This window comes from Streptosporangium sp. NPDC002607, assembly GCF_053592655.1.
Window position 1 is genome coordinate 1 of the sequence record NZ_JBSFWD010000074.1, and the last position, 23,686, is coordinate 23,686.

27 protein-coding genes and 1 pseudogene are annotated in these 23,686 nt (G+C 68.3%); 13 read left to right on the plus strand and 15 right to left on the minus strand.

From position 1 onward, the window contains the following. Nucleotides 1-29: 29 nt before the first annotated feature. Nucleotides 30-1,484, minus strand: a complete 1,455-nt coding sequence (locus tag ACWD3H_RS43040) for an MFS transporter (protein ID WP_451959118.1) — start codon at nucleotides 1,482-1,484, stop codon at nucleotides 30-32. Between the two features lie 316 nt (nucleotides 1,485-1,800). On the opposite strand from ACWD3H_RS43040, the gene ACWD3H_RS43045 reads away from it, so the two are divergent. From ACWD3H_RS43045 to ACWD3H_RS43065, 5 genes are all read left to right on the plus strand, one after another. Beyond that, entirely contained in the window at nucleotides 1,801-2,961 is a 1,161-nt protein-coding gene (locus tag ACWD3H_RS43045; RefSeq protein WP_355569771.1) for a Rieske 2Fe-2S domain-containing protein, read from the plus strand. Nucleotides 2,962-3,062: 101 nt separating this feature from the next. Then, a complete protein-coding gene (locus tag ACWD3H_RS43050) occupies nucleotides 3,063-3,275 on the plus strand; it encodes a hypothetical protein (protein WP_355560619.1) in 213 nt (70 codons plus the stop codon). 169 nt (nucleotides 3,276-3,444) lie between these two features. Next, nucleotides 3,445-4,056, plus strand: a complete 612-nt coding sequence (locus ACWD3H_RS43055; protein ID WP_451959119.1) for a TetR family transcriptional regulator — start codon at nucleotides 3,445-3,447, stop codon at nucleotides 4,054-4,056. A gap of 335 nt (nucleotides 4,057-4,391) precedes the next feature. Further along, the gene (locus ACWD3H_RS43060; protein WP_451959120.1) at nucleotides 4,392-5,576 is read left to right on the plus strand and encodes an acyl-CoA dehydrogenase family protein; all 1,185 of its coding nucleotides are present in this window, start codon (nucleotides 4,392-4,394) and stop codon (nucleotides 5,574-5,576) included. A 53-nt stretch (nucleotides 5,577-5,629) separates the two neighbouring features. Further along, complete coding sequence (locus ACWD3H_RS43065) at nucleotides 5,630-6,517, plus strand: VOC family protein (protein ID WP_355560610.1); 888 nt, start codon at nucleotides 5,630-5,632, stop codon at nucleotides 6,515-6,517. 57 nt (nucleotides 6,518-6,574) lie between these two features. Here the strand turns inward: ACWD3H_RS43065 and ACWD3H_RS43070 are convergent, their stop codons facing one another. The 4 genes from ACWD3H_RS43070 to ACWD3H_RS43085 form a co-directional block, all read right to left on the minus strand. Beyond that, entirely contained in the window at nucleotides 6,575-6,745 is a 171-nt protein-coding gene (locus ACWD3H_RS43070; protein WP_451959121.1) for a hypothetical protein, read from the minus strand. Between the two features lie 169 nt (nucleotides 6,746-6,914). Continuing rightward, entirely contained in the window at nucleotides 6,915-7,784 is an 870-nt protein-coding gene (locus ACWD3H_RS43075) for a VOC family protein (protein WP_451959122.1), read from the minus strand. Nucleotides 7,785-7,820: 36 nt separating this feature from the next. After that, complete coding sequence (locus ACWD3H_RS43080) at nucleotides 7,821-8,996, minus strand: acyl-CoA dehydrogenase family protein (RefSeq protein WP_355560602.1); 1,176 nt, start codon at nucleotides 8,994-8,996, stop codon at nucleotides 7,821-7,823. A gap of 42 nt (nucleotides 8,997-9,038) precedes the next feature. Then, nucleotides 9,039-9,875: an alpha/beta fold hydrolase gene (locus tag ACWD3H_RS43085; RefSeq protein ID WP_451959123.1), complete on the minus strand. Its 837-nt coding sequence runs from the start codon at nucleotides 9,873-9,875 to the stop codon at nucleotides 9,039-9,041. A 502-nt stretch (nucleotides 9,876-10,377) separates the two neighbouring features. Between ACWD3H_RS43085 and ACWD3H_RS43090 the strand changes: the two genes are divergently transcribed. The 3 genes from ACWD3H_RS43090 to ACWD3H_RS43100 are packed head-to-tail and all read left to right on the plus strand — an operon-like array spanning nucleotide 10,378 to nucleotide 14,251. Next, a complete protein-coding gene (locus tag ACWD3H_RS43090; RefSeq protein ID WP_451959124.1) occupies nucleotides 10,378-11,826 on the plus strand; it encodes an FAD-dependent oxidoreductase in 1,449 nt (482 codons plus the stop codon). A 41-nt stretch (nucleotides 11,827-11,867) separates the two neighbouring features. Beyond that, nucleotides 11,868-13,331 (plus strand): MFS transporter, encoded by a 1,464-nt coding sequence (locus ACWD3H_RS43095; RefSeq protein WP_451959125.1) that lies wholly within the window; start codon nucleotides 11,868-11,870, stop codon nucleotides 13,329-13,331. Next, the gene (locus ACWD3H_RS43100) at nucleotides 13,328-14,251 is read left to right on the plus strand and encodes an NAD-dependent epimerase/dehydratase family protein (protein WP_451959126.1); all 924 of its coding nucleotides are present in this window, start codon (nucleotides 13,328-13,330) and stop codon (nucleotides 14,249-14,251) included. The genes ACWD3H_RS43095 and ACWD3H_RS43100 overlap by 4 nt, the downstream gene beginning before the upstream one ends. Nucleotides 14,252-14,548: 297 nt before the next feature. Here ACWD3H_RS43100 and ACWD3H_RS43105 read toward each other — a convergent pair whose 3' ends face one another. Then, nucleotides 14,549-15,172 (minus strand): TetR/AcrR family transcriptional regulator, encoded by a 624-nt coding sequence (locus ACWD3H_RS43105; RefSeq protein WP_355560587.1) that lies wholly within the window; start codon nucleotides 15,170-15,172, stop codon nucleotides 14,549-14,551. Nucleotides 15,173-15,297: 125 nt separating this feature from the next. Here ACWD3H_RS43105 and ACWD3H_RS43110 point away from each other — a divergent pair, with 125 nt between their 5' ends. Beyond that, a complete protein-coding gene (locus ACWD3H_RS43110) occupies nucleotides 15,298-15,660 on the plus strand; it encodes an ester cyclase (RefSeq protein WP_451959127.1) in 363 nt (120 codons plus the stop codon). A 156-nt stretch (nucleotides 15,661-15,816) separates the two neighbouring features. Here the strand turns inward: ACWD3H_RS43110 and ACWD3H_RS43115 are convergent, their stop codons facing one another. The 3 genes from ACWD3H_RS43115 to ACWD3H_RS43125 all read right to left on the minus strand — a co-directional run bounded on the left by ACWD3H_RS43115 (nucleotide 15,817) and on the right by ACWD3H_RS43125 (nucleotide 17,581). Continuing rightward, nucleotides 15,817-16,008 (minus strand): tyrosine-type recombinase/integrase, encoded by a 192-nt coding sequence (locus ACWD3H_RS43115; RefSeq protein ID WP_451959128.1) that lies wholly within the window; start codon nucleotides 16,006-16,008, stop codon nucleotides 15,817-15,819. Nucleotides 16,009-16,477: 469 nt separating this feature from the next. After that, nucleotides 16,478-17,170 carry an SRPBCC family protein gene (locus ACWD3H_RS43120; protein WP_451959129.1) on the minus strand — a complete coding sequence of 231 codons (693 nt, stop codon included), beginning with the start codon at nucleotides 17,168-17,170 and terminating at the stop codon, nucleotides 16,478-16,480. Between the two features lie 63 nt (nucleotides 17,171-17,233). After that, nucleotides 17,234-17,581 (minus strand): hypothetical protein, encoded by a 348-nt coding sequence (locus tag ACWD3H_RS43125; protein ID WP_451959130.1) that lies wholly within the window; start codon nucleotides 17,579-17,581, stop codon nucleotides 17,234-17,236. A gap of 173 nt (nucleotides 17,582-17,754) precedes the next feature. Here ACWD3H_RS43125 and ACWD3H_RS43130 point away from each other — a divergent pair, with 173 nt between their 5' ends. Next, nucleotides 17,755-18,402, plus strand: a complete 648-nt coding sequence (locus ACWD3H_RS43130; protein WP_451959131.1) for a TetR/AcrR family transcriptional regulator — start codon at nucleotides 17,755-17,757, stop codon at nucleotides 18,400-18,402. A 172-nt stretch (nucleotides 18,403-18,574) separates the two neighbouring features. On the opposite strand, the gene ACWD3H_RS43135 is transcribed toward ACWD3H_RS43130, so the two are convergent. After that, on the minus strand, nucleotides 18,575-19,051 hold the full coding sequence (locus ACWD3H_RS43135; protein WP_451959132.1) for a DUF488 family protein, N3 subclade: 477 nt from the start codon (nucleotides 19,049-19,051) through the stop codon (nucleotides 18,575-18,577). 77 nt (nucleotides 19,052-19,128) lie between these two features. Further along, nucleotides 19,129-19,524 carry a RidA family protein gene (locus ACWD3H_RS43140; RefSeq protein WP_451959148.1) on the minus strand — a complete coding sequence of 132 codons (396 nt, stop codon included), beginning with the start codon at nucleotides 19,522-19,524 and terminating at the stop codon, nucleotides 19,129-19,131. A gap of 137 nt (nucleotides 19,525-19,661) precedes the next feature. Between ACWD3H_RS43140 and ACWD3H_RS43145 the strand changes: the two genes are divergently transcribed. Both ACWD3H_RS43145 and ACWD3H_RS43150 read left to right on the plus strand, forming a co-directional pair. After that, on the plus strand, nucleotides 19,662-20,636 hold the full coding sequence (locus ACWD3H_RS43145) for a helix-turn-helix transcriptional regulator (RefSeq protein WP_451959133.1): 975 nt from the start codon (nucleotides 19,662-19,664) through the stop codon (nucleotides 20,634-20,636). A 121-nt stretch (nucleotides 20,637-20,757) separates the two neighbouring features. Next, complete coding sequence (locus ACWD3H_RS43150; RefSeq protein WP_451959149.1) at nucleotides 20,758-21,096, plus strand: anti-sigma factor antagonist; 339 nt, start codon at nucleotides 20,758-20,760, stop codon at nucleotides 21,094-21,096. Here the strand turns inward: ACWD3H_RS43150 and ACWD3H_RS43155 are convergent. Then, nucleotides 21,093-21,335, minus strand: a complete 243-nt coding sequence (locus ACWD3H_RS43155; RefSeq protein WP_451959150.1) for a hypothetical protein — start codon at nucleotides 21,333-21,335, stop codon at nucleotides 21,093-21,095. The two genes, ACWD3H_RS43150 and ACWD3H_RS43155, sit on opposite strands and share 4 nt — an antisense overlap. Nucleotides 21,336-21,673: 338 nt before the next feature. Then, nucleotides 21,674-22,069 (minus strand): annotated as a pseudogene (locus ACWD3H_RS43160) (IS110 family transposase); the annotation flags it as partial. Between the two features lie 274 nt (nucleotides 22,070-22,343). Here ACWD3H_RS43160 and ACWD3H_RS43165 point away from each other — a divergent pair. After that, nucleotides 22,344-22,733 carry a DoxX family protein gene (locus ACWD3H_RS43165; protein ID WP_451959134.1) on the plus strand — a complete coding sequence of 130 codons (390 nt, stop codon included), beginning with the start codon at nucleotides 22,344-22,346 and terminating at the stop codon, nucleotides 22,731-22,733. Between the two features lie 71 nt (nucleotides 22,734-22,804). Here ACWD3H_RS43165 and ACWD3H_RS43170 read toward each other — a convergent pair whose 3' ends face one another. Beyond that, nucleotides 22,805-22,981, minus strand: a complete 177-nt coding sequence (locus ACWD3H_RS43170) for a hypothetical protein (protein ID WP_451959135.1) — start codon at nucleotides 22,979-22,981, stop codon at nucleotides 22,805-22,807. Nucleotides 22,982-23,072: 91 nt separating this feature from the next. Further along, nucleotides 23,073-23,555: a hypothetical protein gene (locus ACWD3H_RS43175; protein WP_451959136.1), complete on the minus strand. Its 483-nt coding sequence runs from the start codon at nucleotides 23,553-23,555 to the stop codon at nucleotides 23,073-23,075. Nucleotides 23,556-23,686 lie beyond the last annotated feature (131 nt).

Below are 23,686 nucleotides of genomic sequence, written 5' to 3' on the forward strand. Positions count from 1 at the left end.
TCCGGATCGGTGGAGCGGCCGCTCCCTTTTCACCGGGCCGCGGTGGTGCGACGGGGACGCTGCAAGAGGAACAGGACAAGGGCGATCAGCGTGGTGGCCCCGCCGGCGGCGGTGAAGGCGTCGTAGGAGCCGCGCGGCACGAACGCGGCGCCGGCCGGAATCGTCGCGACGATGCCGAACACCGCGCTGCTCACCGACATGCCGACGGCGCGGGCCAGCGCGTTGATCCCGTTCGTGACGCCGATGTTCGCCTCCGGCGTGACCTGAAGGATCAGCGCGGGCAGGTTCGCCAGGACCATGGAGTTGCCGGCCGAGACGACGGCGATGACGCAGACGAGCACCCACAGCGATCCGTGCCCCAGCGGGATCTGGGCCGCGAACCCGGTGGCGGAGACCGCGCAGCCCAGTGCGATCGTCACCCGAGGGGTGACGATCGCGCTCAGCCTGGCCGACAGCGGCGCCACCGCCGCCGACAGCAGCCCTCCGGGCAGCAGACACAGACCGGTCATCAGCACCGACAGCCCGTGCCCGTAACCGGTCGACACCGGCGCCTGGAGGCGTCCGACGATCCCGAGGAAGTTCGCGAACAGCGCGAAACCAATCAGGATCGACCCTCCGTTGATAGCGGCGGAGGAGCGGCTCACCGCCGCCTTGAGGTCGATGAGCGGAGCATGGCGGCGAAGCTCCACCAGGGTCAGCAGGCACCCGGACACCAGCGCCACGAGGAAGGACGCGATGGTCAGCGTGTTCGTCCAGCCCCACTCGCCGCCGCGGTCGAGCCCGACCAGCAGGGCGACGATGAAGCAGGTGAGCAGCACCGCACCGGGGAAGTCGATCCGCTGCGCGCGCTCGCGCCGGGGCGGCGCCGGGACCGCCAGCAGCAGGGCGGCCACCGCGACCACACCCGCGAACGCCGAGACGGCGAACAACCCGTGGAAGCCCCACAACCGGGAGATCAGCCCGGCGGCCGGCAGCCCGAGCGCGCCGCCGACCCCCATCATCGCGCTGACGGAGGCGATGGCGGAGGCACGGCGGTTCGGCTCCAGGACCACCCCCACCAGGCTCATCCCGAGCGGGATCGTCGCGCTGGAGATCCCCTGGAGCGCCCGCCCGGCGATGAGGACGCCGATGTCGTCGCTCATCACGCACATCAGGGACCCGAGGATCATCGCGCCGAGCGCCACGATCATCATCCTGCGCATCCCGAACTGGTCACCCAGCCTGCCCAGCACCGGGTGCGACACCGCGCCGGCGATGACCGTCGCGGTGACCAGCCAGGTGGCGACGGAGGGCGTGACCCCCAGGCGGCCGGGCAGTTCGGGCAGCACCGGGACGACCAGCGTCTGGTTGAGCGTGGTCACCAAGGTCGCGAAGGCGACGACGAGGACCACCCGCAACGGGTGCTTCACCACGGTGGGGGCCGGATCCGGAGCGCGTGTCGAATCCCCGCTGCCGGGCCCGGTCAAGATCTGGTGAGTGGTCATATCGGCCTTCGGTCTCCTTCGTTCGCCCGGATCGAGCGATTTCCCTCGCCCGCATCGGTCGATCCCACGGTGTCGGCGCCCTGGGTGCCCCACAACTCGTCCTCCCGGCGAGCGGGACGGGCTTTCTCACCGCTCGATCTCGACGGGGGACCGGAGACCGGAGAGCGGTGTTTCGCGGAACGCGTTGCCGTGACTTGCGAAACGAGGTCCCGGTCAGTGGGAAAGGGGCGGTGTCGCACATCGTCGGCTTCGCATGATGAGGATCCCGCGGGCAGGAAGATTCGGCCCGGGCGCATTGGACGGCAAGGGAGACTTCATGACGTCGCTACACACCGCCGGTGACGACGAGATTCGAGTGATCGAGGCGGCCCCACCTCCGACCCGTTATGCCCGGGGCTGGCACTGCCTGGGCCTGGCGAACGAGTTCAGGGACGGCAAGCCGCACAAGATCGAGGCATTCGGCACCAAGCTGGTGGTGTTCGCCGACAGCACCGGCAAGCTGAACGTCCTCAACGCCTACTGCCCTCACATGGGCGGCGACCTCAGCCAGGGGGAGGTCAAGGGCGACGCGATCGCCTGTCCCTTCCACGACTGGCGCTGGGCGGGCAACGGCCGGTGCACCAGCATCCCGTACGCCCGCCGGGTGCCGCCGCGGGCACGCACCCGGACGTGGCTGGCCCTGGAGCGCAACGCACAGCTGTACGTCTGGCACGACCCGCAGGGCAACCCACCCCCGCCGGAGGTGACGATCCCGGAGATCGCCGGTGTGGGCACGTCGGAGTGGACCTCCTGGACGTGGAACCGGATCAAGATCGAGGGCTCCAACTGCCGGGAGATCGTCGACAACGTGGTCGACATGGCCCACTTCTTCTACATCCACTACGCGTTCCCGACGTACTTCAAGAACGTCTTCGAAGGGCACATCGCCGCGCAGGACATGAACAGCCGGGCCCGGCCCGACGTCCAGCTCGGCACGAACTACTCCGGTGAGAAGACCGACGGGCGTTCGGAGTCGGCGTACTACGGCCCGTCATACATGATCGACTACCTGTGGAACACCGTGGGGGGACAGACGGTCGAGTCCGTCCTGATCAACTGCCACTACCCGGTGTCGCCGACCAGCTTCGTGCTCCAATGGGGCGCGATGGTCAAGAAGCCCCAGGGCGTCTCCGACGACGAGGCGCAGGCGATGGCGGCGGGCTTCGCGGCCGGCGTGGAGACGGGCTTCCTGCAGGATGTGGAGATCTGGAAGAACAAGGCCAAGATCGACAATCCGCTGCTGTGCGAGGAGGACGGCCCGGTCTACCAGCTGCGCCGCTGGTACGAGCAGTTCTACGTCGACGTCGAGGACGTCACCCCGGAGATGACCCAGCGGTTCGAGTTCGAGATCGACACCGAGCGGGCCAACCAGTTCTGGCAGAAGGAGGTCGACGACAACATCGCCAACGGCCGGATCGTCACCTCGGCTCCGGCCTAGCCCGTCCCGGCCGATCGGCCGGGACGGACCGGTGGTGGCGCCTCACGACGATGCGCCACCACCGTCAAGAACGTCAGTGATCGCAACCGAGGAGATATTCCGTGCGCCCCGTGTCCTGCAGCAGCTGCGGTTCGTGCGTCCTGGTCAAGAAGCACAGCCTGGCGCACACGCTCGTCCAGTGGACCACCGAAACCGAGCAGTGCGTCGAGTTGAATCGGCATGCCGACCGGGGTCTCATTCCGACCTGCACGCGACTGCGCGACAGCATCGAGAACTCCGTCCGCCTCGGGGCCATCCCGGTTCCCGACCTCTGAGACGGCTGACGAGGCCGCCCCCGCCGACCACTCGGCACAAGGGACGTTGAAGACATGGGCTCCACTCCGATGACGCGGTGGAGCCTATGTCCGTTGGGCGGCCGATATCCTGAGATCGGTACCCGCACACGGTTCGCTCGGCAGTGGACAGACCAGACAAGGGGGATTCGTGGCGAGAATCGCCGAAGCACGGGCTCCGGCGTCACCGACCTCGAAGAGCCAGATCGCCCGGCACAAGCGCATTCTGGACGCCGCGGCCGCGCTCGGCGCCCGCAAGAGAATCGACGTGGTGCAGATGCACGAGGTCGCCAAGGACGCCGACGTGGCGATCGCGACCCTTTATCGGTACTTCCCTTCCAAGAACGCGCTGTTCACCGCGGTCTTCCAGGCGGAGATCAGCGCCTTCGACGAAAGTCGGCGGCCCGGTGAGGACGAGGACCTCGTCGACCAGGTCACCGACCTCCTGGTGGGGCTGAGCCGCCATCTGCTGCTGCGGCCGATACTGGCCGCCACGATGTTCCAGGCCACCAGCGCCACATATGTCGCGGCAACGATGGACGAGGTCGAACCGACGGAGTCCGAGCTCGGCCGCATTCTGCTGCGCATCATCGGGGCAGAGGAGCCGAACAGGCAGGATCTGAGCGTGGTGCGGCTGCTCACGCACTGCTGGTGGGGCGCGCTGGTCTCGACCCTCGGGGGCCAGACGACCCTGTCGAGGGCGGAGGCCGACATCCGGCTGGGCGCGCGACTGCTCCTGGCACCGTACTCCGGAAATCGGTGACCGGGCCGGTTCCCGCCGCCCGTCACCGCGCCCAGAACCCTTCCGCCGCCACGTCCCGGTGAGCGGAACCTGGCCGCCGGCGCTGCCCGGGCCACCACTCGCCCACGGCCGCCGCCCGCATCGGTGCGGCGGCTGATCTCCGCTTTTCCCGACGCCGTGCGGTGCGCGCCGACACATTCCCGCCGCGGACGACGGGCCCGCCCGCCGTACCCCCTCGCGCAGTCCCGGCCAGCGGGATATGCCGTGACCCGGTGGTCGAAAGCGGCTTAGCGTCAGCGAGCCGCCGCAGAAACGGCGGGTTGCGACCCTCTCAGATTCAGTCCGGAGGTGCCTTGATGGCGCATGAAGTTGTTTCCCGAGTAGAGGAGCTCGCCGGTCGGCTGGCCGCGGTCGCGGACGAGACCGAGCGCCTGGGCAAGCTGTCCGACGAGAGCGTGAAGCTGATCCGCGAGGCCGGAGTGATGCGGCTGCTGCAGCCGGCCGACTTCGGGGGATACGCGGCGCATCCCCGGGACTTCGCCGAGGCGGTGATGGCGGTGGCGAAGGCGTGCGGCTCGACGGGCTGGGTGTGCGGGGTCGGTGGAGTGCACCCGTGGGAGATGGCGTTGTGCGACCGCAGGCTGCAGGAGGAGGTGTGGGGCTCCGATCCGAACACGTGGATCGCCTCGCCGTACATGCCCAGCGGGGTGGCGACGCCGACCGACGGCGGGTACATCCTCAGGGGCCACTGGCAGTTCTCCTCGGGCACCGACCACTGCGACTGGATCTTCCTCGGCGCGCTGCTCGGAGACGCCGAGGGCAAGCCCGCGCAGCCGATGAAGGGACTGCACGTGGTGCTGCCCCGCTCCGACTACACGATCGTCGAGGACTCCTGGGACGTCATCGGGCTGCGCGGGACCGGGAGCAAGGACGTCATCGTCGACGGCGCGTTCATTCCCGCCTACCGGACGATCGACGCCGCGGAGGTCGCCGAGGGCGAGCTCGCGGCCGAGCGGGCCGGCCGGACCGAGACGGTGTACCGGCTGCCGTTCTGGTCGATGTTCCCCCTGGGCATCACCTCGGCGGTGATCGGTATCTGCGAGGGCGCGCTCGCCACGCACCTGGACTACCAGCGGGACCGGGTGACGGCCTCCGGCACGAAGGTGAAGGACGACCCGTACACGCTGTACGCGATCTCCGAGGCCGCGTCCGAGATCGAGGCCGCGCGGCTGCAACTGCTCGACGGCATCAGCCGGCTCTACGACCTCGCCGACTCCGGAAAGCCGATCACTTTCGCGGATCGGGCCCTGGTCCGGCGCAACCAGGTTCGCTGCGCGTGGCGGGCGGTGTCGGCGGTCGACGAGATCTTCGCGCGGTCCGGCGGCAACGCGGTGCGCCGCAACAACCCGATGCAGCGGTTCTGGCGCGACGCGCACGTCGGGTTGCAGCACGCCATCCACATTCCCGGCAACACCTACCACGCGACGGCACTGACCCAGATGGGGGTCGAACCGCAGGGCGCGCTGCGCATGCTGATCTGATCCCCGCGCCGGACGATCTCGACCAACACCTCGATCGATTCAGGAGAGATGGCATGACCGACATCAGCTCGCTGGGCTACGTGCGAGTCCGGGCCACGGACCTGGACGCGTGGCGCGCGTTCGCCCTCGACACGATCGGATTCGCCGAAGGCACTGGCCCCGAATCCGACGCGCTGTACCTGCGCATGGACGAGCGGCACGCCCGCATCGTGCTGCTGCCCGGTGAGGAGGACCGGGTGGAGGCCGTCGGCTGGGAGGTCCGCGACCACCTGGCGCTGCGGCGCGTGCAGTCGGCCGTCGAGGCGGCCGGGATCGCGACGAAGCCGCTGTCGCTGGAGGACGCCGACACCCGCCGGGTCGAGGCGGGGATCGCCTTCCAGACGCCGGGCGGAACTCCGCTGGAGGTCTTCCACGGTCCCGCGCTGGACCACAGCCCGATCGCGACGAAGTTCGGCAACCGCTTCGTCGCCGGGCGGCTTGGCCTGGGCCACGTGGTGGTGCCGGTGAGCGACCTGGACGGCGACCACCGGTTCTACGCCGAGACCCTCGGCTTCCTGCCCCGCGGGGCGTTCCGCCTTCCGGCGCCGCCCGAGTACGGCCCGGTCCGGCTGCGGTTCATGGGTGTCAACGCCCGGCACCACAGCCTGGCGATCATGCCGACCCCGGACCTCAAGGCGCCGGCGCTGGTGCACATCATGGTCGAGTGCGAGACCCTCGACGAGGTCGGCCAGGCCCTCGACCGCGTCACGGCGGGCGGCTACCACATCTCCTCGACGCTGGGCCGGCACACCAACGACAAGATGGTCTCCTTCTACGTGCGCACCCCCGGCCGCTGGGACCTCGAGGTCGGCTGCGAGGGGATGCTCGTCGACGAGACCTCCTACACCGCCGAGGAGATCACCGCCGACAGCTACTGGGGTCACAAGTGGGACTGGAGCTGACCACGCGTCCGTCCGGCGGGCGCGCCCCAGGCAGGGATCCGAACCGCCTCGAAAGCGTCATGGATCCAGACAGTCGGCTGCCGTCGCGGCGATGAAGACGCAGTCGGCGAGAGAAAGCCCGCCGACGTAGCAGAGCGAGCAGATTCCGACGGCATCGCGGTCGGCGGCGTACAGGCCGCGGATCGTGGTGCCGTCCTCGCGGCGCATCTCGCCGAACTTCTTGTCCACGATCAGCCCGCCGACCGAAGACGTCGCCGAGGGCGCACTTACGGCGTACCGCGACGAGCGGGTGTGTGCTCGACACGCCCGCGCCCAGCGGTGCGAGGTACGTGCGTCGGGGGAGTGGGAAGCAGGCGTCGGCGGCGACCGGGGGTTCGGCCGCCGCCGGTCGACCCGATCAGGCCGAAGGCGCGGGCGGTGGAGTGAAGCGGTGCCCCCAGAACGCGCCTTCCGTGATGTCGTAGCTGGGGGCGTCGATATCGACCCGGTCACCGTCATAGCCGAACTCGACGGCGTGCAGGTCAGGGGACCAGACGTAGAACGACACCATGTGATCGTTCGTGTGCCGGCCCAACGACTGCATCATCGGGACCCCGAGGGTGTACGCGCGGTCGAGCGCCCGGCCCACGTCGTCGAGGCTGCCGCCCTCGAACATGAAGTGGAGCAGGCCGGGACCGGATGAGGGCGCGAGCCCGAGCGTGTGCTGGCGGGCGTTGCACCCCAGGAAGTACAGCATGCCGGCGGGTGTCTCGGTGGTGTTGCGCTCGGTGAAGCCCAGCAGGTCCACGTAGAAGGCGTAGGCGGCCTCGACGTCGGTGACGTTGAGGATGATGTGCCCCATCCCCAGGTCACCGGTCACGAACCTCGACACGCCGGGGGTCCGCACCTCGGAGTGATCGAACCTCGGTCCGTGGAAGAGCTCGATCGGGTTGCCGCTCGGGTCGGTGAAGGCGGCGAAGCCGCTCACCCGGCGGGCCTCGCAGTCCTCCTTGCCGCCGCGGGTGACGGTGACGCCGGCCGTCTCCAGCTTCTGGATCGCGGCCTCAAGGTCCCGGGCGTGGGTGACCTGGAAACCGGCGGCCTGCAGGCCCGGACTCTCGGCGGGGATCAGGGCGAGCCGGTGCTGGAAATCGTCGATGCGGTAGTGAAGTGCGCCCTCGGTCGGGCCGGAGACCTCCTGGAGGGCCAGGAACTCACCCGCGAACCTGCGCCATTTCTGGACGTCGGTGACGTTGATGCGGAGGTAGCCGAGTGAATGGATGGGCATTGTGGTGGGATCCCTTTCAGGTAGGACGTGCTCGGATCAGTAGGCACCGGGAATGCTCGGCAACAGCGCGTCGCCTTCGACCAGGTAGCGGCCGTAGACGGGATATGTCCCGTCGGGCAGGTTCATGGCGTGGTGCTCGCCGGCGTGCACGTCGCGCCAGAGCTGCTGAATCAGGCTGGTGGTCTTGATCGACCGCGGCCCGCCGCTCTGGTAGGCCTTGTCGGCGGCCGCGACGGCCATTCCGACCGCGATCATGTGGTCGCGCTTGCCGCGCATGCGCTGTGCGGGTGTCGGGTCCTCGCCCCGGAGAGCGGTCTCGTAGAGGTCACCGAGGTTGCGCAGCAGCATGTCCCGAGCGAGGTCGATCTCGCCGGAGGCTTCCGCGAACCGCGTCAGCGTGAGATCACCGGGCATCATTCTCGGGTTGGCCGCGAACTTGTCGCGGTGCACCCGCAACGCCTCGTCCAGCGCGGATGAGGCGATGCCGATCAGTGGTACCACTACCGAGTTCAGCAGTACTCCGAACCACGGCAGGTTGAACAGCGCGCCCGTGTTGACCTCCTTGCCCGGGACGTTGCGCTCAAGGGTGTCCGACACGTTGAGCGAGCGGTGCTCCGGCACGAACTGCTCGGTCACGACGATGTCGTTGCTGCCGGTGCCGACGAGCCCGGACGCGTGCCAGACATCGACGATCTCGTAGTCGGAGCGCGGCAGGAGGAAATGCCGGTACTCGGGCGGGCCGCCCGTGTCATCGGTGACGAGGCCGCCGACGAAGACCCAGTCGCAGTAGTCGCTGCCCGACGAGAAGCTCCAGCGGCCGGTCAGCACGTGCCCGCCCGGCACCTGTTTCGCCGTGCCGGCCGGGCCGTAGGAGGAGCTGATCCAGGTGTCCGGGTCCGCGCCGAACACCTCCTTCTGCGCCTTGTCGGGGAACAGGCCGATGTGCCAGGAGTGCACTCCGACGACGCCGGTGACCCAGCCGGCCGAACCGGAGGCACGCGAGATCGCGTACATCGCCTCGTTGAACACGCGGGGGTCGGCCTCGTAGCCGCCGTGGCGGGCAGGCTGGATGATCCGCATGACGCCGATCTCGCGGAACTTCTTCACCACCTCGGGTGAGAGCCTGCGCAGCTCGGACGACTCGGTTTCGAGGCGGCGCAGCTCGTCGGAGAAGTCGGCGATGGCGTCCAGGACGGGGTGTGTTGGGTACATGGTGGGTCCCTGCTTCTGCGTGTGGTGCGGGGTGTGGTCGGATCAGGCTGCGGTGAAGAAGTCGCGGACCAGCGCCTCGAACGCCGCCTTGCGCTCCACCTGGGCCCAGTGGCCACAGTTGGAGAAGATGTGCAGGTCGGCGTTGGGCATGCGCCGGGTGGCGAAGAAGGCTCCCTCCAGCGGCAGCATCCGATCGTCACGGCCCCAGGTGACAAGCGTGCGGTGGTGGATCTGCCCGGTTCGCGTCCACATCGGACCGTGGACGGACGGGATGGTGAGGCTGCCGAAGATGTTGCGCATCCGGTCGATCGCGCCGGGCGCGAGTGCGCGGTCGGTGCGTTCCCGGATCAACTCGTCGGACACGCCGGCCGGGTCGGAGACCATGGTGTCCACCCACGCCCGCATGGCGACCGGGGAGGGAGAGGCGACGAAATCGAACAGCCGTCGAGCCCCTTCCGACATCGGCGGGGCGAAGATCTCAGCCGCGATCCCGCCGGGGCCCATCATGAGCATCCGATCGACCCGGTCGGGGTAGGCGAACGCGGTCTCCAGTGCGACGAAGCCCCCCATCGAGTTGCCGACCAGGTGGGCCTTGGCGATGCCCAGGTCGTCGAGCAGGGAGACGACGGCGTCGGCCGCGTGCTCCGGATACGGGCGGGTATAGGGCACCTCGGGGCTGTCACCGAAACCGGGCATGTCAATGACGATCGTCCGAAACGTCTCGGCCAGAGGTGCCAGATTGGCGGCGAAGTTCGACATGCCGGAGACACCGGGGCCCGAACCGTGCAGCATGACCACCACGGGTCCGGTGCCGGCCTCGCGATAGGTCAACTCGTAGGTGCCACGGCTCACCTTCGGTGCGATCTCGACTGTCGTCATCGGTGATTTCCGCCTTCTCTTCGATGAGGAACCCCGCGGGGACGCCCACGGATGCGACGCTCGGTCGCCGCTGGGGCGTGATGCTAGGTACTCCGCTGAGAAAGCGGCCACCGCTCCTCCCACTCACCGGGAGAGCTCATGAGGGGCTCGACGACACCTGACGCGGCGTCGGCGTCGCAGGAGCGCTTCCGGCACGGACCAAGGGCGTCGGCTGGACGGTGGCCCGTGAGCTCCGCTGACCTCTCGCTCGGCACGATCGGTCCGGAGGCCGAGCCATCGACATCAACGGCCGCCCCGGTTCCGGTGTGCTCAGCCTTCCGCTGTGGGGGACAGGCTGGACGACCGCGGTGGTCTCGAATCTCGCCTCCCACTCACCGGGATCCGCATCTGTGCCACCGCCACTGCTTTGTACTGTTCCTCGCACAACGCAACCTCATCCAGAAGGAGTGTCGAGCTTGCTGATCATGGATCTTGTGCTCCCTGCCGCCGAGGCGGTGGTGGTGTGAGTTCGGTGGCTCCCCTCCAGGCATCCGAGGTCGGAGACTGGGCTTTCGAGACGGATGTTCTTATTGTCGGTTTCGGGGCGGCCGGTGCGAGTGCCTCGATCGAGGCGGCGGCCGGCGGCGCCGATGTCCACGCGGTCGATGCGGCCGGTGGCTGGGGTGGCGCCACCGCTATGGCGGGTGGGTCCATCTACCTGGGGGGCGGGACGCCGATTCAGCGGGCCTGCGGCGTCGAGGACACCGTGGAGGCGATGTTCGCTTTCCTCAGAGCGGCCACCGGTCCGGACCCGGATGAGGCCAAGCTGGCCGTGTACTGCGAGAACAGCCTTGAGCATTTCGATTGGCTGGTGCGGTGCGGTGTGCCGTTCGAGCCGAGGTTGTGGACCGAGCCGTCGTGGGAGGCCCCGAGCGGGTACGGGCTGATGTTCACCGGTGGAGAGAACGCCTACCCGTTCGCGGACATCGCGGCGCCCGCCCCACGGGGCCACGTTCCGGCCATGACCAACAAGAAGCCGGGGGAGCAGTCAGCCGGCTGGGTGCTGATGAAGCACCTCGCGGACACCGCGGCGGACGCGGGTGTGCACACGCACTACAACACCCGGGTAGGGCGCCTGGTCGTCGACGGGGACCGGGTGGTCGGGGCGGAGGTGGTGACGTTCGGCGAGCGGTCGTTCCTGAAGGCACGGCGCGGGCTGGTGCTCTCGGCGGGCGGGTTCGGAGCGAACGAGGCGATGCTCGCCCAGCACTCCCCGAGGCTGCTCGGCAACCACCTCACCGGCACCGACGGCGACGACGGTTCCGCCATCCGGATGGGCCAGGCGGTCGGCGCGGCGGTCCGGCACATGGAAGCCGGTCAGACGGCCTTCCCCGCCGACCCGGCGCTGCTCCACCGGTCGCTGCTGCTCGACCGGCATGGAAACCGGTTCATCAACGAGGACGGCTACCCGGGTCGGGTCGGGCAGGCCTCGCTGTTCCGTCAGGACCGGCAGATATTCCTGCTCTACGACGACACAGCCAATGAGGAGACGCAGCAGGCGTCCGGGTACGTGGTCGAGCCGACCTGGGTCTCGGACGACCTCGCCGAGTTGGAGACCGAGATGGGGCTGGCGCCAGGGGCGCTGACCGCCACGGTCGGGCTGTACAACGCAGCCGCCGAGAAGGGCGAGGATCCGGTCTGCCACAAGTCGGCCCGGTGGCTCAGGCCGCTCAAGCCGCCGTACGGGGTGCTCGACCTCCGGAACGCGATGTTCTCGATCTTCACCACCGGCGGCCTGTACACGTCGGTTCACGGCGAGGTCCTCTCGCTCGACGGTGACCCGGTCCCCGGCCTGTACGCCGCGGGACGTACCACCAGCGGCATCCCCGCCTGGGGATACTGCAGCGGCACCTCGCTCGGCGACTCGACCTTCTTCGGCAGGCGCGCGGGCCGGGCGGTCGCCTCTGGCTGAGCTTCTCCACCCCCCTTTCCGCACTTCTTGGAGATTCAACGATGAATACGACAGGGACGCTCACGCCTGGGGGCGCGGCTGACGAGCGCTGGTCCGTTCGCTGGGTCGGCAGGCTGTCGGTCCTCGTCCTCGTCTCCGAGGTCATCCCGGTTTCCGCGAGCCTGGTCGCAACCGCACTACCGGCGATCAGCGCGGAGTATCAGACCACCCAGAGCAGCTGGGCGATGACCGCGTCATTCCTCGCCGCCGCCGTGTCGATGCCGCTGATCGGCAAACTCGCCGACCTCGCGGGCAAGAAGAAGCTGCTGCTCTGGGTGCTTGCTCTCACGATCGCAGGCTCGGTGCTCTCCGCCGTGGCGCCGACGTTCTGGGTGTTCATCATCGGCCGAGTCCTGCAGGGCGCCTCGTTCGCGTTGGCCTTCCTCTGCTACTCGTTGATCCGTGACCTCTTCCCACCACGGCTGGTCACCTTCGCCGTGTCGGTAACCGTGACCGGCACGGGACTGGTCGTGATCGGCCAGCCATTCCTCGCAGGTTGGCTGATCGACGGCTACGGAGTCGCCGGAGTCTTCTGGTTCCTGGCCGTCCTGACCGCCGTCCTGCTGACGCTCGCGGTCATCGCGATCCCCCAGACATCCGTCCGTGCCCCGGAATCCAAGCCCGACTTCGTCGGCGCCGCCCTGCTCGGATTCGGCGTCGCGGCCGTGCTGCTGGGGGTGAGCTTCGCCCCGGAGATCGGGTTCCTCAGCACCTCGGTGCTTGTCCTGGTCCTGGCCGGCCTGGCCCTCCTCGCCGGCTGGATCGTCCAGGCCACCCGCACGTCGCAGCCGCTGATCGATCTCCGGCTCCTGGGCAGCCGCAGCCTGCTGCCGATCGTGGGCGCGGGCGGGCTGGTCTACGGCGCGGGCGCGTCGGTGGGGCTGGTGCTGCCGATGCTGACGATGACGCCGCGGGAGTTGGGCGGTGGCTACGGCTTCGGACTGACCGCGACCCAGTACGCGATCTTCGGTGTCATCTCAGGAGTCGGCCTGGTGGCCGGCGGCCTGATCGTGGGAGTGACCGCCCGGCGCGGCGCCCGGCTGCACCTCATCGTCTCGGCGGTACTGATGGTCGTCGGCGTGATCGGTTCGGCCCTCTACAAGGGCGACTATGGCCTGCTTCTCGGCGCGACAGCGGTCGCGAGCCTCGGGCTGGGCATCGGTGCCGCGGCGATCCCGAACCTGGTCATCGAGTCGGTTCCCCCGGAGCGGCAGGTGATCAGCTCAAGCATCGTGGAGGTCAGCCGCACCCTCATCGCATCGATCATCACGTCGGTCGTGTTCGTGGTGCTGAACTCCAACATCGGCCGGATCGTGCAGGGCCGGCCGATCTACAGCCCGGACGGTTTCGACGGCGCCTATCTGGCCCTCGGCCTGACCATCGCCGCAGGCGGCGTCGTCGCCCTGCTCATCCGCCGTTCCGCGCCGGTCCCGGCAGATACCCGAACCGTCATGGAGACACAGTGATCAGCGGGAAGAGGATCCTCGTCACCGGTGCCAGTGGATCGATCGGATCCGCGTTCGCGGCTGCCCTCGCTCCCGACAACGAGGTATGGGGCCTGGCGCGCTTCACCGATCCGGGCGCGAAGAACGAACTCGAAGCCCGCGGCGTGCGGCCGATCGTCGCCGACCTCGGGGCCGTCGGTCCGGACGACCTGTCGGACCTGCCCGAGGTCGACCATGTGCTGCATTTCGCGGCGGACATCTTCGCGGAGCCGGACTTCGAGCGGGCCTTCCGGAACAACGCCGAGGCGGCCGGACTGCTCATGTCGCACTATCGGGGCGTCGAGTCGTTCCTGCACTGCTCGTCGACCGTTGTGTACGAGGCACACCCGGAGCCGCGGTGCGAGGACCATCCTCTCGGTGACTACATGCGCGCGGTCTACCCGACCTACAGCGTCTCGAAGATCGCCGGTGAGGCGGTCGTGTGCACCTGTGCGCGGCTGTTCGGTATCCCCACGACCATCGCCCGGCTGAACGTCCCCTACAGCGACACCATGGGTTTTCCGTGGGTCCATCTGATGAACATCCTCAAGAACGAGCCGGTCGGGGTGTATCCGGACTTCCCTGACGTTTTCGCCCCCATTCACGTCGATGACATGGTGCGCACGCTGCCCGCGCTGCTCGGCGCGGCGGACAACCCTCCCGTCATCGTCAACTGGGGCGGCGACGAACCGGTCGGCATCACCGAGTGGAGCGGCTACCTCGCCCAGCTGGTCGGCAGGAAGGTCACGTTCTTCACCACCGAGATGGCGATCAAAGGCATGTGCCCCGACGTCGGCAAGCTCCGTGAGCTCGTCGGAGGCCCCATTTCCAGCATCAGTTGGCGCGACGGGCTCCGCAGCATGGTGAGCACGGTCGTGCCGGCGGGCGCCGATGCTCCCTAGACGAGTGGCTCCGATGTGGTCCGTGGTCCGGTCACGGTGCAGCTTCGAGTTGCTTCTTGACCGCCGCTACCCGGCATGCCGGGACTGTAGAAAAAACGGTGTAACTCCTGGTCAAGGAGGACACACCTGATGAGTACTGTGATCCAGGCATCCGCAGACACGGACCTGGAGGAGACCGCGGCGGCGTCGGGCAGCGCGGATCTGGCGTTGGCGACGTCGTCGGGGTGGAGGTCCTTGGCCTGGTGACGGGTGGAGCGGTGGTCGGGGCGAGGGTCCGCTGGATGTCTCGGGGCCTTGCTATCGGGGCTGGGGCTGTAGCCCGTCGAGGATGATCTGGGCGATGTGTGCGGAGCGTTCGCGGCTGGTGTCCGCGTCGGCGTGGCGGATCGCGGCGAAGGTGCCGGCGACGATTGCCATCACCTCGTCGACTGTGACGTCGTGGCGTACGACGCCGGCGCGATGGGCGCGATCGAGCAGGCGTGCGACCTGGTGCGTGAGGTCTGCTGCGGCGTCCGGAGCGGCATCGCGCAGGTCGAACTCGGCGGCCGTGAGTGCGCTCTTCACCGCTGCGTTCTCCGCGCCCGAGGCCATCATCCGGGACAGCAGCGTGAACAGGGCGGCCGGATCGTCGGTGCCGGTGAGCGCCTCTCCCTCTGTTACCAGCTGTCTGATCTGGTCGATCGAGACGGCGAGGTACAGCGCTTCCTTGGTGGGGAAGTGCCGGTGGACGGTGCCGGGACCGACACCCGCGCGGCGGGCGATCTCGTCGAGCGAGATGCCGAGGCCTTGTGAGGCGAACAGGTGCTGCGCGGTCCGCAGTACCTGCTCACGATTGCGGCGTGCGTCGGCCCGTAGCTCCCGGTCGTTCCCGGGAGTCGTCGGTGGCTCGGCTGAAGGGTGTTCAGGCGTTCGTCTGGACATCTCACCCCTAGCTTAACCGGGGCGACGCCCCGTATGCTGCCTCATATAAGCGGGGCGTCGCCCCGTTTATATGAACGCGTCGTCTCACCATGACCAGTCCCACCGAGCACGAGGAGGTCACTCCGATGACCACACGCGAGGAAGCCGGCGCCTTGGTGCTGCGGATGCAGGAATGCTTCAACACCCGGCAGTTCGACCAGGCAGCCGACCTGTTCACCCCCGACTTCCTCAACCACCCGCTCGGTGCCACCGGGTTCGAAGCGGGCAAGGAGGCCTGGCGCCAGGTCGTCGCCCAGTTCCCGGCCATGCGCGTTCTCGCCGACGACATCCTGATCGACGGCGACAAGGTCGCCGTACGCTCGTCCGTCGAGGGGATGGCAGCCCAGGGCAGCGACGTCCGGCCCATGCTCATCGAGATCTTCCGCATCGACAACGGCCGGCTCGCGGAGACCTGGGGCATCACCGAGGGTCCGGACCCACGTCGCTGAGTCCCCGCTGCCTCACAAGGTCGCTCGGCAGATCAGCCCACCGCGCCGGTTTCGTCGACGACCTGCAGACCACCACCCGAGTCTCCGCTTACGCAGGCGGAACCCGGATACCGCTACGGAGCTTGATGCTGGTGGTGCCCTGGGATTGCGGGCTGATCAGCGGTTTACGCGGTCGCGGCGTCGGCGGGCGGCGCGGGTCTCGGCGTCGGCGACGTTGTCGGCGAGGAGGGTGTACAGCTTGGTGGTCCCGGTGGAGGCGTGGCCGAGGCGGACGACTTCGATGGGGACGCCGGCGTTGATGAGTTCGGTGGCATGGGCATGGCGAAGCTGGCGGATGTATCGGCGCACGGGCCCAGGACGATTCCGCGGTGACCACACCGAGGGACCTCCGCGCCGGCTTACCGGTCGCGAGGACTCTCAGCGGGTCGTGGTTCGAGTGTCCTCGCGGAACACGTCGGCGTGATCTAATAAATCTACACTGTAAAGGCGATGGCCGAAGCTCAAGATCATTTAAAATGGACTAAAGACCCGCCACCCATAAACAGGCCCGGCTGCGGTGGCCACGCCGCGCGGCTATGACCTCCTCAGACGAAACAGCCCGGCAAGATGTGGCAGCCGACTTGCCGGAGCTGACTGTCCGTGCGAGAGGAGGACGTTGCCCGTTTGTCACCCTTCCCGCACGCGCACATCAACCGCGCCATGAGTGAGGGCCCTGCCTCAGACCTGCGGGTGAGAGGTAAGGCCCTTCTTGGTGATACGTGCTTCGGGGCCCGGGCGAGATACCTGCGGCATATTCCCGGACCGTGGTTGTCGTGTGTCAGCGGTGGGTGCGGGGCTGGTCGCCGGTGCGGGCTTCGGCGGTGGCCTTCAGGTCGTGCAGCCAGGCCTCGAGACCTTTTCCGAGGAAGTCGGTGGCGAGGGGCACGTTTGTTTCGATCTGGTCGCCGGCATGGGTCTCCTCGGTGCGTACCAGGACACCGCCCTTGACCTGGGTGAAGGTCCAGACATGGACGCCACGGTCGATGCGTAGTCCCTTGCCGATCGCGGGCCCGGTCCAGCGGATGCACTTGTGGTGCTGGAGTTGCCGGACGGTGGAGGTGATGACCAGCACGGTGGGCGGGCTGATGGGAGTGGCGGGCACCGGGGTAGTCCACCGGAACCGCGAGTTCTTGCGGAGCGGGCCCGGATCCAGGCGCTTCATGCTGGTGACGGGCTTCTGCCACGACGGCCAGCGTTCCACGTCGGTCTGCAGTTTCCAGATGGTGCTCAGCGGCGCATTGATCAAGGTCTCGGCCCGGTACCGGATCTTGGCGGTGGGGTCGACGCCGTCCCCGCGGCATTGAAGACTCCCGCCGTGGTGGGTGGCCCGGGGCTGCGCGGTGGCGGCCTGTGCGGCCGGGACGTTGCCCGCGAGGACGGCGGCGACGGTCAGCGAGATCGTGAGCGTGGTGATGCGCGTCCTGGTCAGGGGGCGGACGGTTCGTGTGTGCAGCGGGTTGTTGCTGAACATGGTGTTCCTTTCGTCGGGTGAGCGGGAGCGAACGGGGTCCCGCCCCGGGGCGGGTGCGCTTCTTCAGCGCCGGTGGTCTCGCAGGATGGCCACGATGAGTACGGCGAACGTGGCGACGATCAATCCGACGAAGGCGGGGTGAATGTCCTTGGATAGGCTCGGCGCAGCGTCGGGCCGCGTCAGCCACACGACGAGCGGAATCGCGTACGTGACGGCGAGAAGCGCGGCCGCCCAACGAACCGTCCGGTCGCGGGCATGGCGGAGCGCGCCGACCAGCGCGATCGCGACCGGGACGATCGCCAGCAGGGCGAACTGGCCGAGCACCATCACGGGGACCGCCCAGGAGGAGATGGTCACCGCCCGCGGAGTGCGCCGGCCGGTGTGAACGAGTGGCTTGGAGGCGGCGGTCATGGCGTTTCCCTTCATCTGCCGGGTGCGCGGCGGTGAACCCGTGCCGATCGCTATATCCTTACGCTTACGTTAGAAGTTATAACTATCCGGAGCCGGGAGTGTCAATAGGGTTCGTGATACCCTCTAACCAAATCTTCACGATGTAGCTTCATGGGCGGGGAAGGCGGCAAGTCATGACGGAGACGAAGACGAAGACCCCCCGCGAGCGCTACCGCGCTCAGGTGCGTGCGGAGATCAAGGAACACGCGTGGGAGCAGATCGCCACGACGGGAGCGTCCGCACTCTCCCTCAATGCGATCGCCAAGCAGATGGGCATGAGCGGACCCGCGCTCTACCGCTACTACGCCGGCCGCGACGAGCTGATCACCGAACTCATCAGGGATGCCTACCGAAGCCTCGCCGACACTCTCCGCTCGGCTTCCACCACAGGCGCCGACCTGGCCGCGCTAGCGCACACCCTGCGCGCCTGGGCGCTGGAGGACCCCCAGCGATACCTCCTCATCTACGGCACCCCCGTCCCCGGCTACCACGCGCCCGACGACATCACGCTCATCTCATCCGAGACCATGGCGATCCTGCTCGACGCCTGTACGGCGCTGCCATCGGACAGTCCCGCAACGCCGTTCGACGCACACCTGGCAGACCACCGCGACTGGGCAGCCGGCCACCCCGCCCCGCCCGCGGTCCTGCACCGGGCCCTGAGCTTCTGGACCCGGCTGCACGGTGTCCTGTCCCTGGAACTCGCCGGCCACTTCACCGGCATGCGATTCGACCCCGCCCAGCTCTTCGCGGCCGAACTGGACGACCTGCTGGCGCGCTGAGTACCGCCGCGCGCATCTTGAGCCGCGTGCTTATGCGCCGATCTCCAATTCGACGATCTTGAAGAGGACGTCCCAGGTCTTCCAGTCGGTGTCGAACGGGTGGGACGTGCCGCCTCCCAGGTGGAAGCTCTGGGGCGGTCGACGTCGGCCTGCAGGCTTAGGAATTCACGCGTCACAACGGACGCAGGTGCTCGATCGTGACGCGGTGCTGCTCGGTCAGCCGCTGGGCGATCAACGAGCGGTGGCAGGCCTCAGGGTCGCGCTCGACACAGAGCAGCGCTGCGGTCCCACTGCTCGGCAGTTCCGACACGATCGGCGTGAGGTCGGCGCGGTCGAGGATCTCGGTGATGTAGCGGCGGGTGTACTCGGCAGCGAGTTCGCGGCGCGAGCGCTTGCCGACCCCTTGGCGGTCATCCTCGGCGTACTGGAGCTGGCGTAACTCGGTGGTTGGGGCGAGCTCGGGGTGGTGCTCGTAGGCGATCCGAGCATGGGCGAGGGCCGCCTGCAGCCGGCGTGAGTTCGCCCAGGCGTACTCGGGTCCGCGGACACAGCGGCGCTGGCGTACGTCGAGCAGCAGACGAACGTCCGCATGCCGCAGTCGTTGCAGGAAGGACTCGCCGCCGAAGCCATAGACGCCGATTGTCACCATCCTGAGCACCGGAAATCACCTACCTGCCTACTACTCGTGCCGCCTCCGGCAGCCCTGCCGGAGGCGGCGAGGTCACATCACGCGACGGCGGTTCCCTCAAGCTCGACCATCAGGTCGGGGATCGCCAGCCGTGTCACCCCGAGCATCGTGGTGGACGGTGCCACCCCGGCGGCGCCCAACCGCGACGCCAGCACGCCGTAGTGCTGGAAAAGCAGATCGACGTCGGTGGTGTAGACGTTGAGCCGGACGAGGTTGGCGAGGGACATGGCGGCCTCGCCGAGCACGGCCTCCAGGTTGTCGAGGCTCAGCGCCAACTGCGCCGCCATGTCATCGGCATGCTGGGGCTTGCCGTCGCCGCTCATCGCGGTCTGCCCGGAGCAGTACAGGGTCCGGGTGTGCCCGGAGACGATCTCACCCTGGTTGTAGCCCAGCTCCACCGACCACGGCCACGGGTTGACCGCCGTTCGCTCCACTGCCATATCAGCTCCATTCGATTCGTCGACATTACGTACGTCCAGCGGCTCGGTAGCCACCGTCTTTGACGTCGTGTTGATAAGCCTCCCGGCAAATCACGACATCTTGTGTCGTGTATCCCTGTAGGGTTTTTCGTATGCGCGCCGACCGGTTGGTCTCGCTGGTGCTGCTGCTGCGGCAGCACGGTCGGCTGTCCGCGGCCGCGCTGGCCCGCGAGCTGGAGGTATCCACCCGCACCGTGCTGCGCGACATCGAGGCGCTGTCCGCGGCCGGCGTCCCGGTCTACGCCGAACGCGGCCGGCACGGCGGTTTCGCGTTGTTGCCCGGTTTCCGGACCGAGCTCACCGGACTGAACCACGACGAGGCCCTTGCCCTGCTGGTCGCCGGATCGCGGCGCGGCGCGCAGGCATTCGGCCTCGGCTCGGCGCTCGCTTCGGCGATGCTCAAGGTGGTTGACGCGCTACCCGAAAGCTATCGGGACACCGCGGCCGGCGCGGCCGAGCGGTTGCTCATCGACCCGGAGGCCGACCTCCTCTCGCGTCGGCTGGTCGCTGAGGAGGTGCCTGACGCCATAGCGGCCGAGGTCCTGCGCGCGGTGTTCGCCGGACACAAGCTGCGCATCCACTACGCGGCTGTGGACCAGACGCCGAAATGGCGCACGGTGGACCCGATCGGCCTGGTCACCGTACGCGACCGGGGCTACTTGTTGGCCACCAGGTCTGGCGCGGACCGCACCTACCGGCTGTCCCGGGTCTTGGCCGCCAAGGAACTCGCCGAACCCGCACAGCGACCAGACCGGGTCGATCTGGACCGGGCCTGGCAGGAACGCAGCACGCAGTTTCGGACCGGCGGCGACCAAGTCACCGTGCTGGTACGGGTGGACCCGACGCGGCGGGAGGACCTGGTGGGCACCGTGCTGGCCGTCCGCGCCGAAGAAGCCGACTCAGACGGCTGGCTGCGGCTGGAGGTGACCTTCCAAGATCCGAGACACGCCGAATGGGCGCTGTGGCAGCTCACCACGAACGCGGAGGCCCTGGCCCCGCAGTGGTTGCGCAACTCCCTGCGCAACCGCGCCGCCGCGATCGCCACCCGCTACGGAGTGTCATCCTGAGAGTTATCGCCTTCTGCGGGCAGGCCGCGTTCCTGCCGGGGCCAATCGAGAGGCGGCACTTCGCATGCCCCAGCACCTGCCCGACCCCGCCGGCGATCCGTTCGGCGGCCGGCACGCCATGATGCCCCTGCTCCCGGACAGCCGGCGGCGGCACCCTGATCAGCATCGCCGGCGAACTGGATGCCACCAACACCGCCGCGCTCGCCTGCTACGTCACCACCGTCCACCCCGACGCCGCCCGCTGGTGCTGGGCCTGACCGCTCTGACTTTCATCGACAGCTCCGGCCTGCGGGTGCTGCTGGAGGCGCACCAGCGCGCCGAGCAACATGGCGGCAGCCTGCACCTGGCCGCCCCGCACCAGCGCGTCATCCGCGTCCTGCAAGTCACTGGCCTGCATCGGCTGCCGGCCACTCATCCGACGCTGGAGCAGGCGCTGGCCGGCGCGACGCCCGCGCTCTAATTGGCATCAGTTCCGCCGCTTTCGGCCAGCATCCGGTAGACGCCGGCCACCGAGGAGTGGCGTCCTTTGTTCTTGCCCGTGGGGATGACCAGCTTGGCCGCGATGTCGGGCACCGGCACGCCCCGCTCCCACAGGGAGCGCGCGTAGGCGAGCATGTCGTCGTCGAAGACCTTGGGCCGACCGCCGTGGCGGCCGCGCTCGCGGGCCGAAGCCTCGCCTTCCAGTGACTTCTCTCGCACATACTCCCGTTCGGATTCGGCCATGCCGGCGGAAGAAGGCGAACAACGCCGCGCCGTGCCCCGACGGGTTGTAGAGGCCCTGCAGTCGCAAAACCTACCGAGACCACCATTTTGAGAAGCCAGTTTTGCGAGAGGTTTTGAGAACGATGTTCAAGGACAAATGGGATGCGCCGCGCCGGCGGCCTTCGTCTCGCAGAACTGACCAGTTCTGCGAGACCTCCAGGCGTCCGCCCGCTGGTCGCGTTCGCGCAGGTCGCCGTTCGCAGAACTCCTTGCAGAACCCCTGGTTGTGCAAGGGGGTTCCGCAAGACTCGGGCCGTGGACCTGACACCGGACGAGGCCGCCACTAGGTCGGAGTCGGCGGGCAGCGGCCGGTGCGCGGCCGTGTCGGTGCGCAAGATATTGGCCAAGGTCAGCGCGTCCTGCTCGTCTGACTTCTTGCGCGCGACCCCATGCCGGTCTCGATAGCGCGAGACCGCATAGGGATTGATGGCGAACACCCGCCGCCCGGTCCCGCGCAGGTAGGCCACCGACAGGCCATACGGCTTCTCGATCGCGACCGGGATCGGGTCATCCGGATGGTCGCCGGCGCCGACCGGCAGCTCCAGCAACGCACGCAGGTCCGCGGCGTCGTTGCTGATGCGGGCCTTGGCGACCCGGACGCTGGTGTCGTCGACGACGGCGATTTCGTGGTGGTGTTCGGCCCAGTCGATTCCGCAGAACAGCTTCGGCAATGTTCCTCCAAGGACAGGCGGCCGGTCATCGGTGCAGCTCAAAACCACAGCGGAGACGCGCGGCCCGCTAATCGAAGGACTCGCCGGTCCGACATCCGATCAGTCGTTCGCGACCCCGGCGATCCACGGGGCCTCCTACTGCCGCAAGAGCTCACCGGCTCGGCCGCGTTTGGGAGGTCGACCCCGCAGACGGGCTCGAGCGTCGGCCGGCGGAGCCGTTACCCATATCACACCGGGGCATGTCACGTTCCCGGCAGCTCATCTCGTCCGTGTAGTGCGCAACCGGCCTATCACTCTCACGGACAAGGGGACCATCGTGTTCGCCGCCTACCTCGTGATCACTCTCCTCGCCTCGGCCGTCGTCGGCCTGGCCGCCATCGCCAACTTCATCGGCCATGAATACCCCAAGAAGCAGGCGGACCAGCTTCGCGTGCCCCGTTCCTGGATGCTCCCGCTGGGCGTGATGCTGGCGGCGGGCTCGCTGGGACTGCTGGCCGGGTTCGCCGTTCCGGTGCTGGGCCTGCTCGCTGCCGCCGGCCTCGTGTTGTACTTCCTCGGCGCGTTCTGCGTTCACCTGCGGGCCCGTGACCACCACTTCGGCGCCTGGTCCGTGTTCTTCACGCTGGCGGCGGCCGCCCTGGCCGTGAACGTGGCCTACTACTGAGTTCCGGCCCGAACCGAGATCAGTTCGTCCGGGACGCCTCAGCCCGCAACCTTCTGACCTGCGGCGGAGGCTTATCGTTCAATTTCGACCGGATAATCCCAAGAACCCGTCCTGGCGTCGTGGTCACGGAGCATGCGCAAGACGGCCATCGGCGATGGGTGCCGTCCTTTCCGCTTGCCCGTGGTGATGACGAGCCGGGCGGCGATGTCGCGCAGGCTGAGGTTCTGTCCGCGCAGGTGCAGGGCCATCGACAGCATGGCCTCGTCGACGACGGCCGCGCCGCCGATGCTCTTGCCGCGCTGCCCCGCGGCGGCAGCGCGGCCTCAGCTCCGAGGACGGTTACAGAGCGGTCATCTTAAGGCTGACCACGTACGAGTACGCCGTCTGCTCGGTCCCGGTGAGGGTCCTCGTGATGGTCCTGGTCGCGCCCGTGGCGAGCCCGGCGCACGTGCTGCCGAGGGCGGTCACCGTGCCGAGCCGGTCGCCCTGTCCCCAGATCGGGCCGTCGGCCTCGCGCAGGTCGAAGTCCACGTCCTGGGTGTTCAGGATGATCGAGGTCGGGTCTTCGAAGTCGCCGGGATTCCCGTCGTCACCGGCGTTCATGCCGAAGTAGTTGGCGTTGATCCTGGGGAACAGGTTCCCATCGACCAGGAACCGGAGCTCGTCCCGGCCGTCCCGGTCGGCCACGTTGCCGGCGTCGATGTCGTGCAGTTCCACGCGGCACGAGCCGGCCATGGCGGCCGCCGGGGTCGCGGCCAACGCCATCGGCGCCACCAGACCTCCGGCCAGGGCGAGTGCGGCGATCACCTTACGAGAATGCATGCTGTTCCTCCTGGAGACGCTGACGTTTCGCGACCGTCGCGAAACGCGGCATCAGAGTCGCGGACGCAGCGTGAGCACATCGTTAGATCGCAGGTCAATGGCATAGAGCACACGATCTCCGTGCCTTCTGA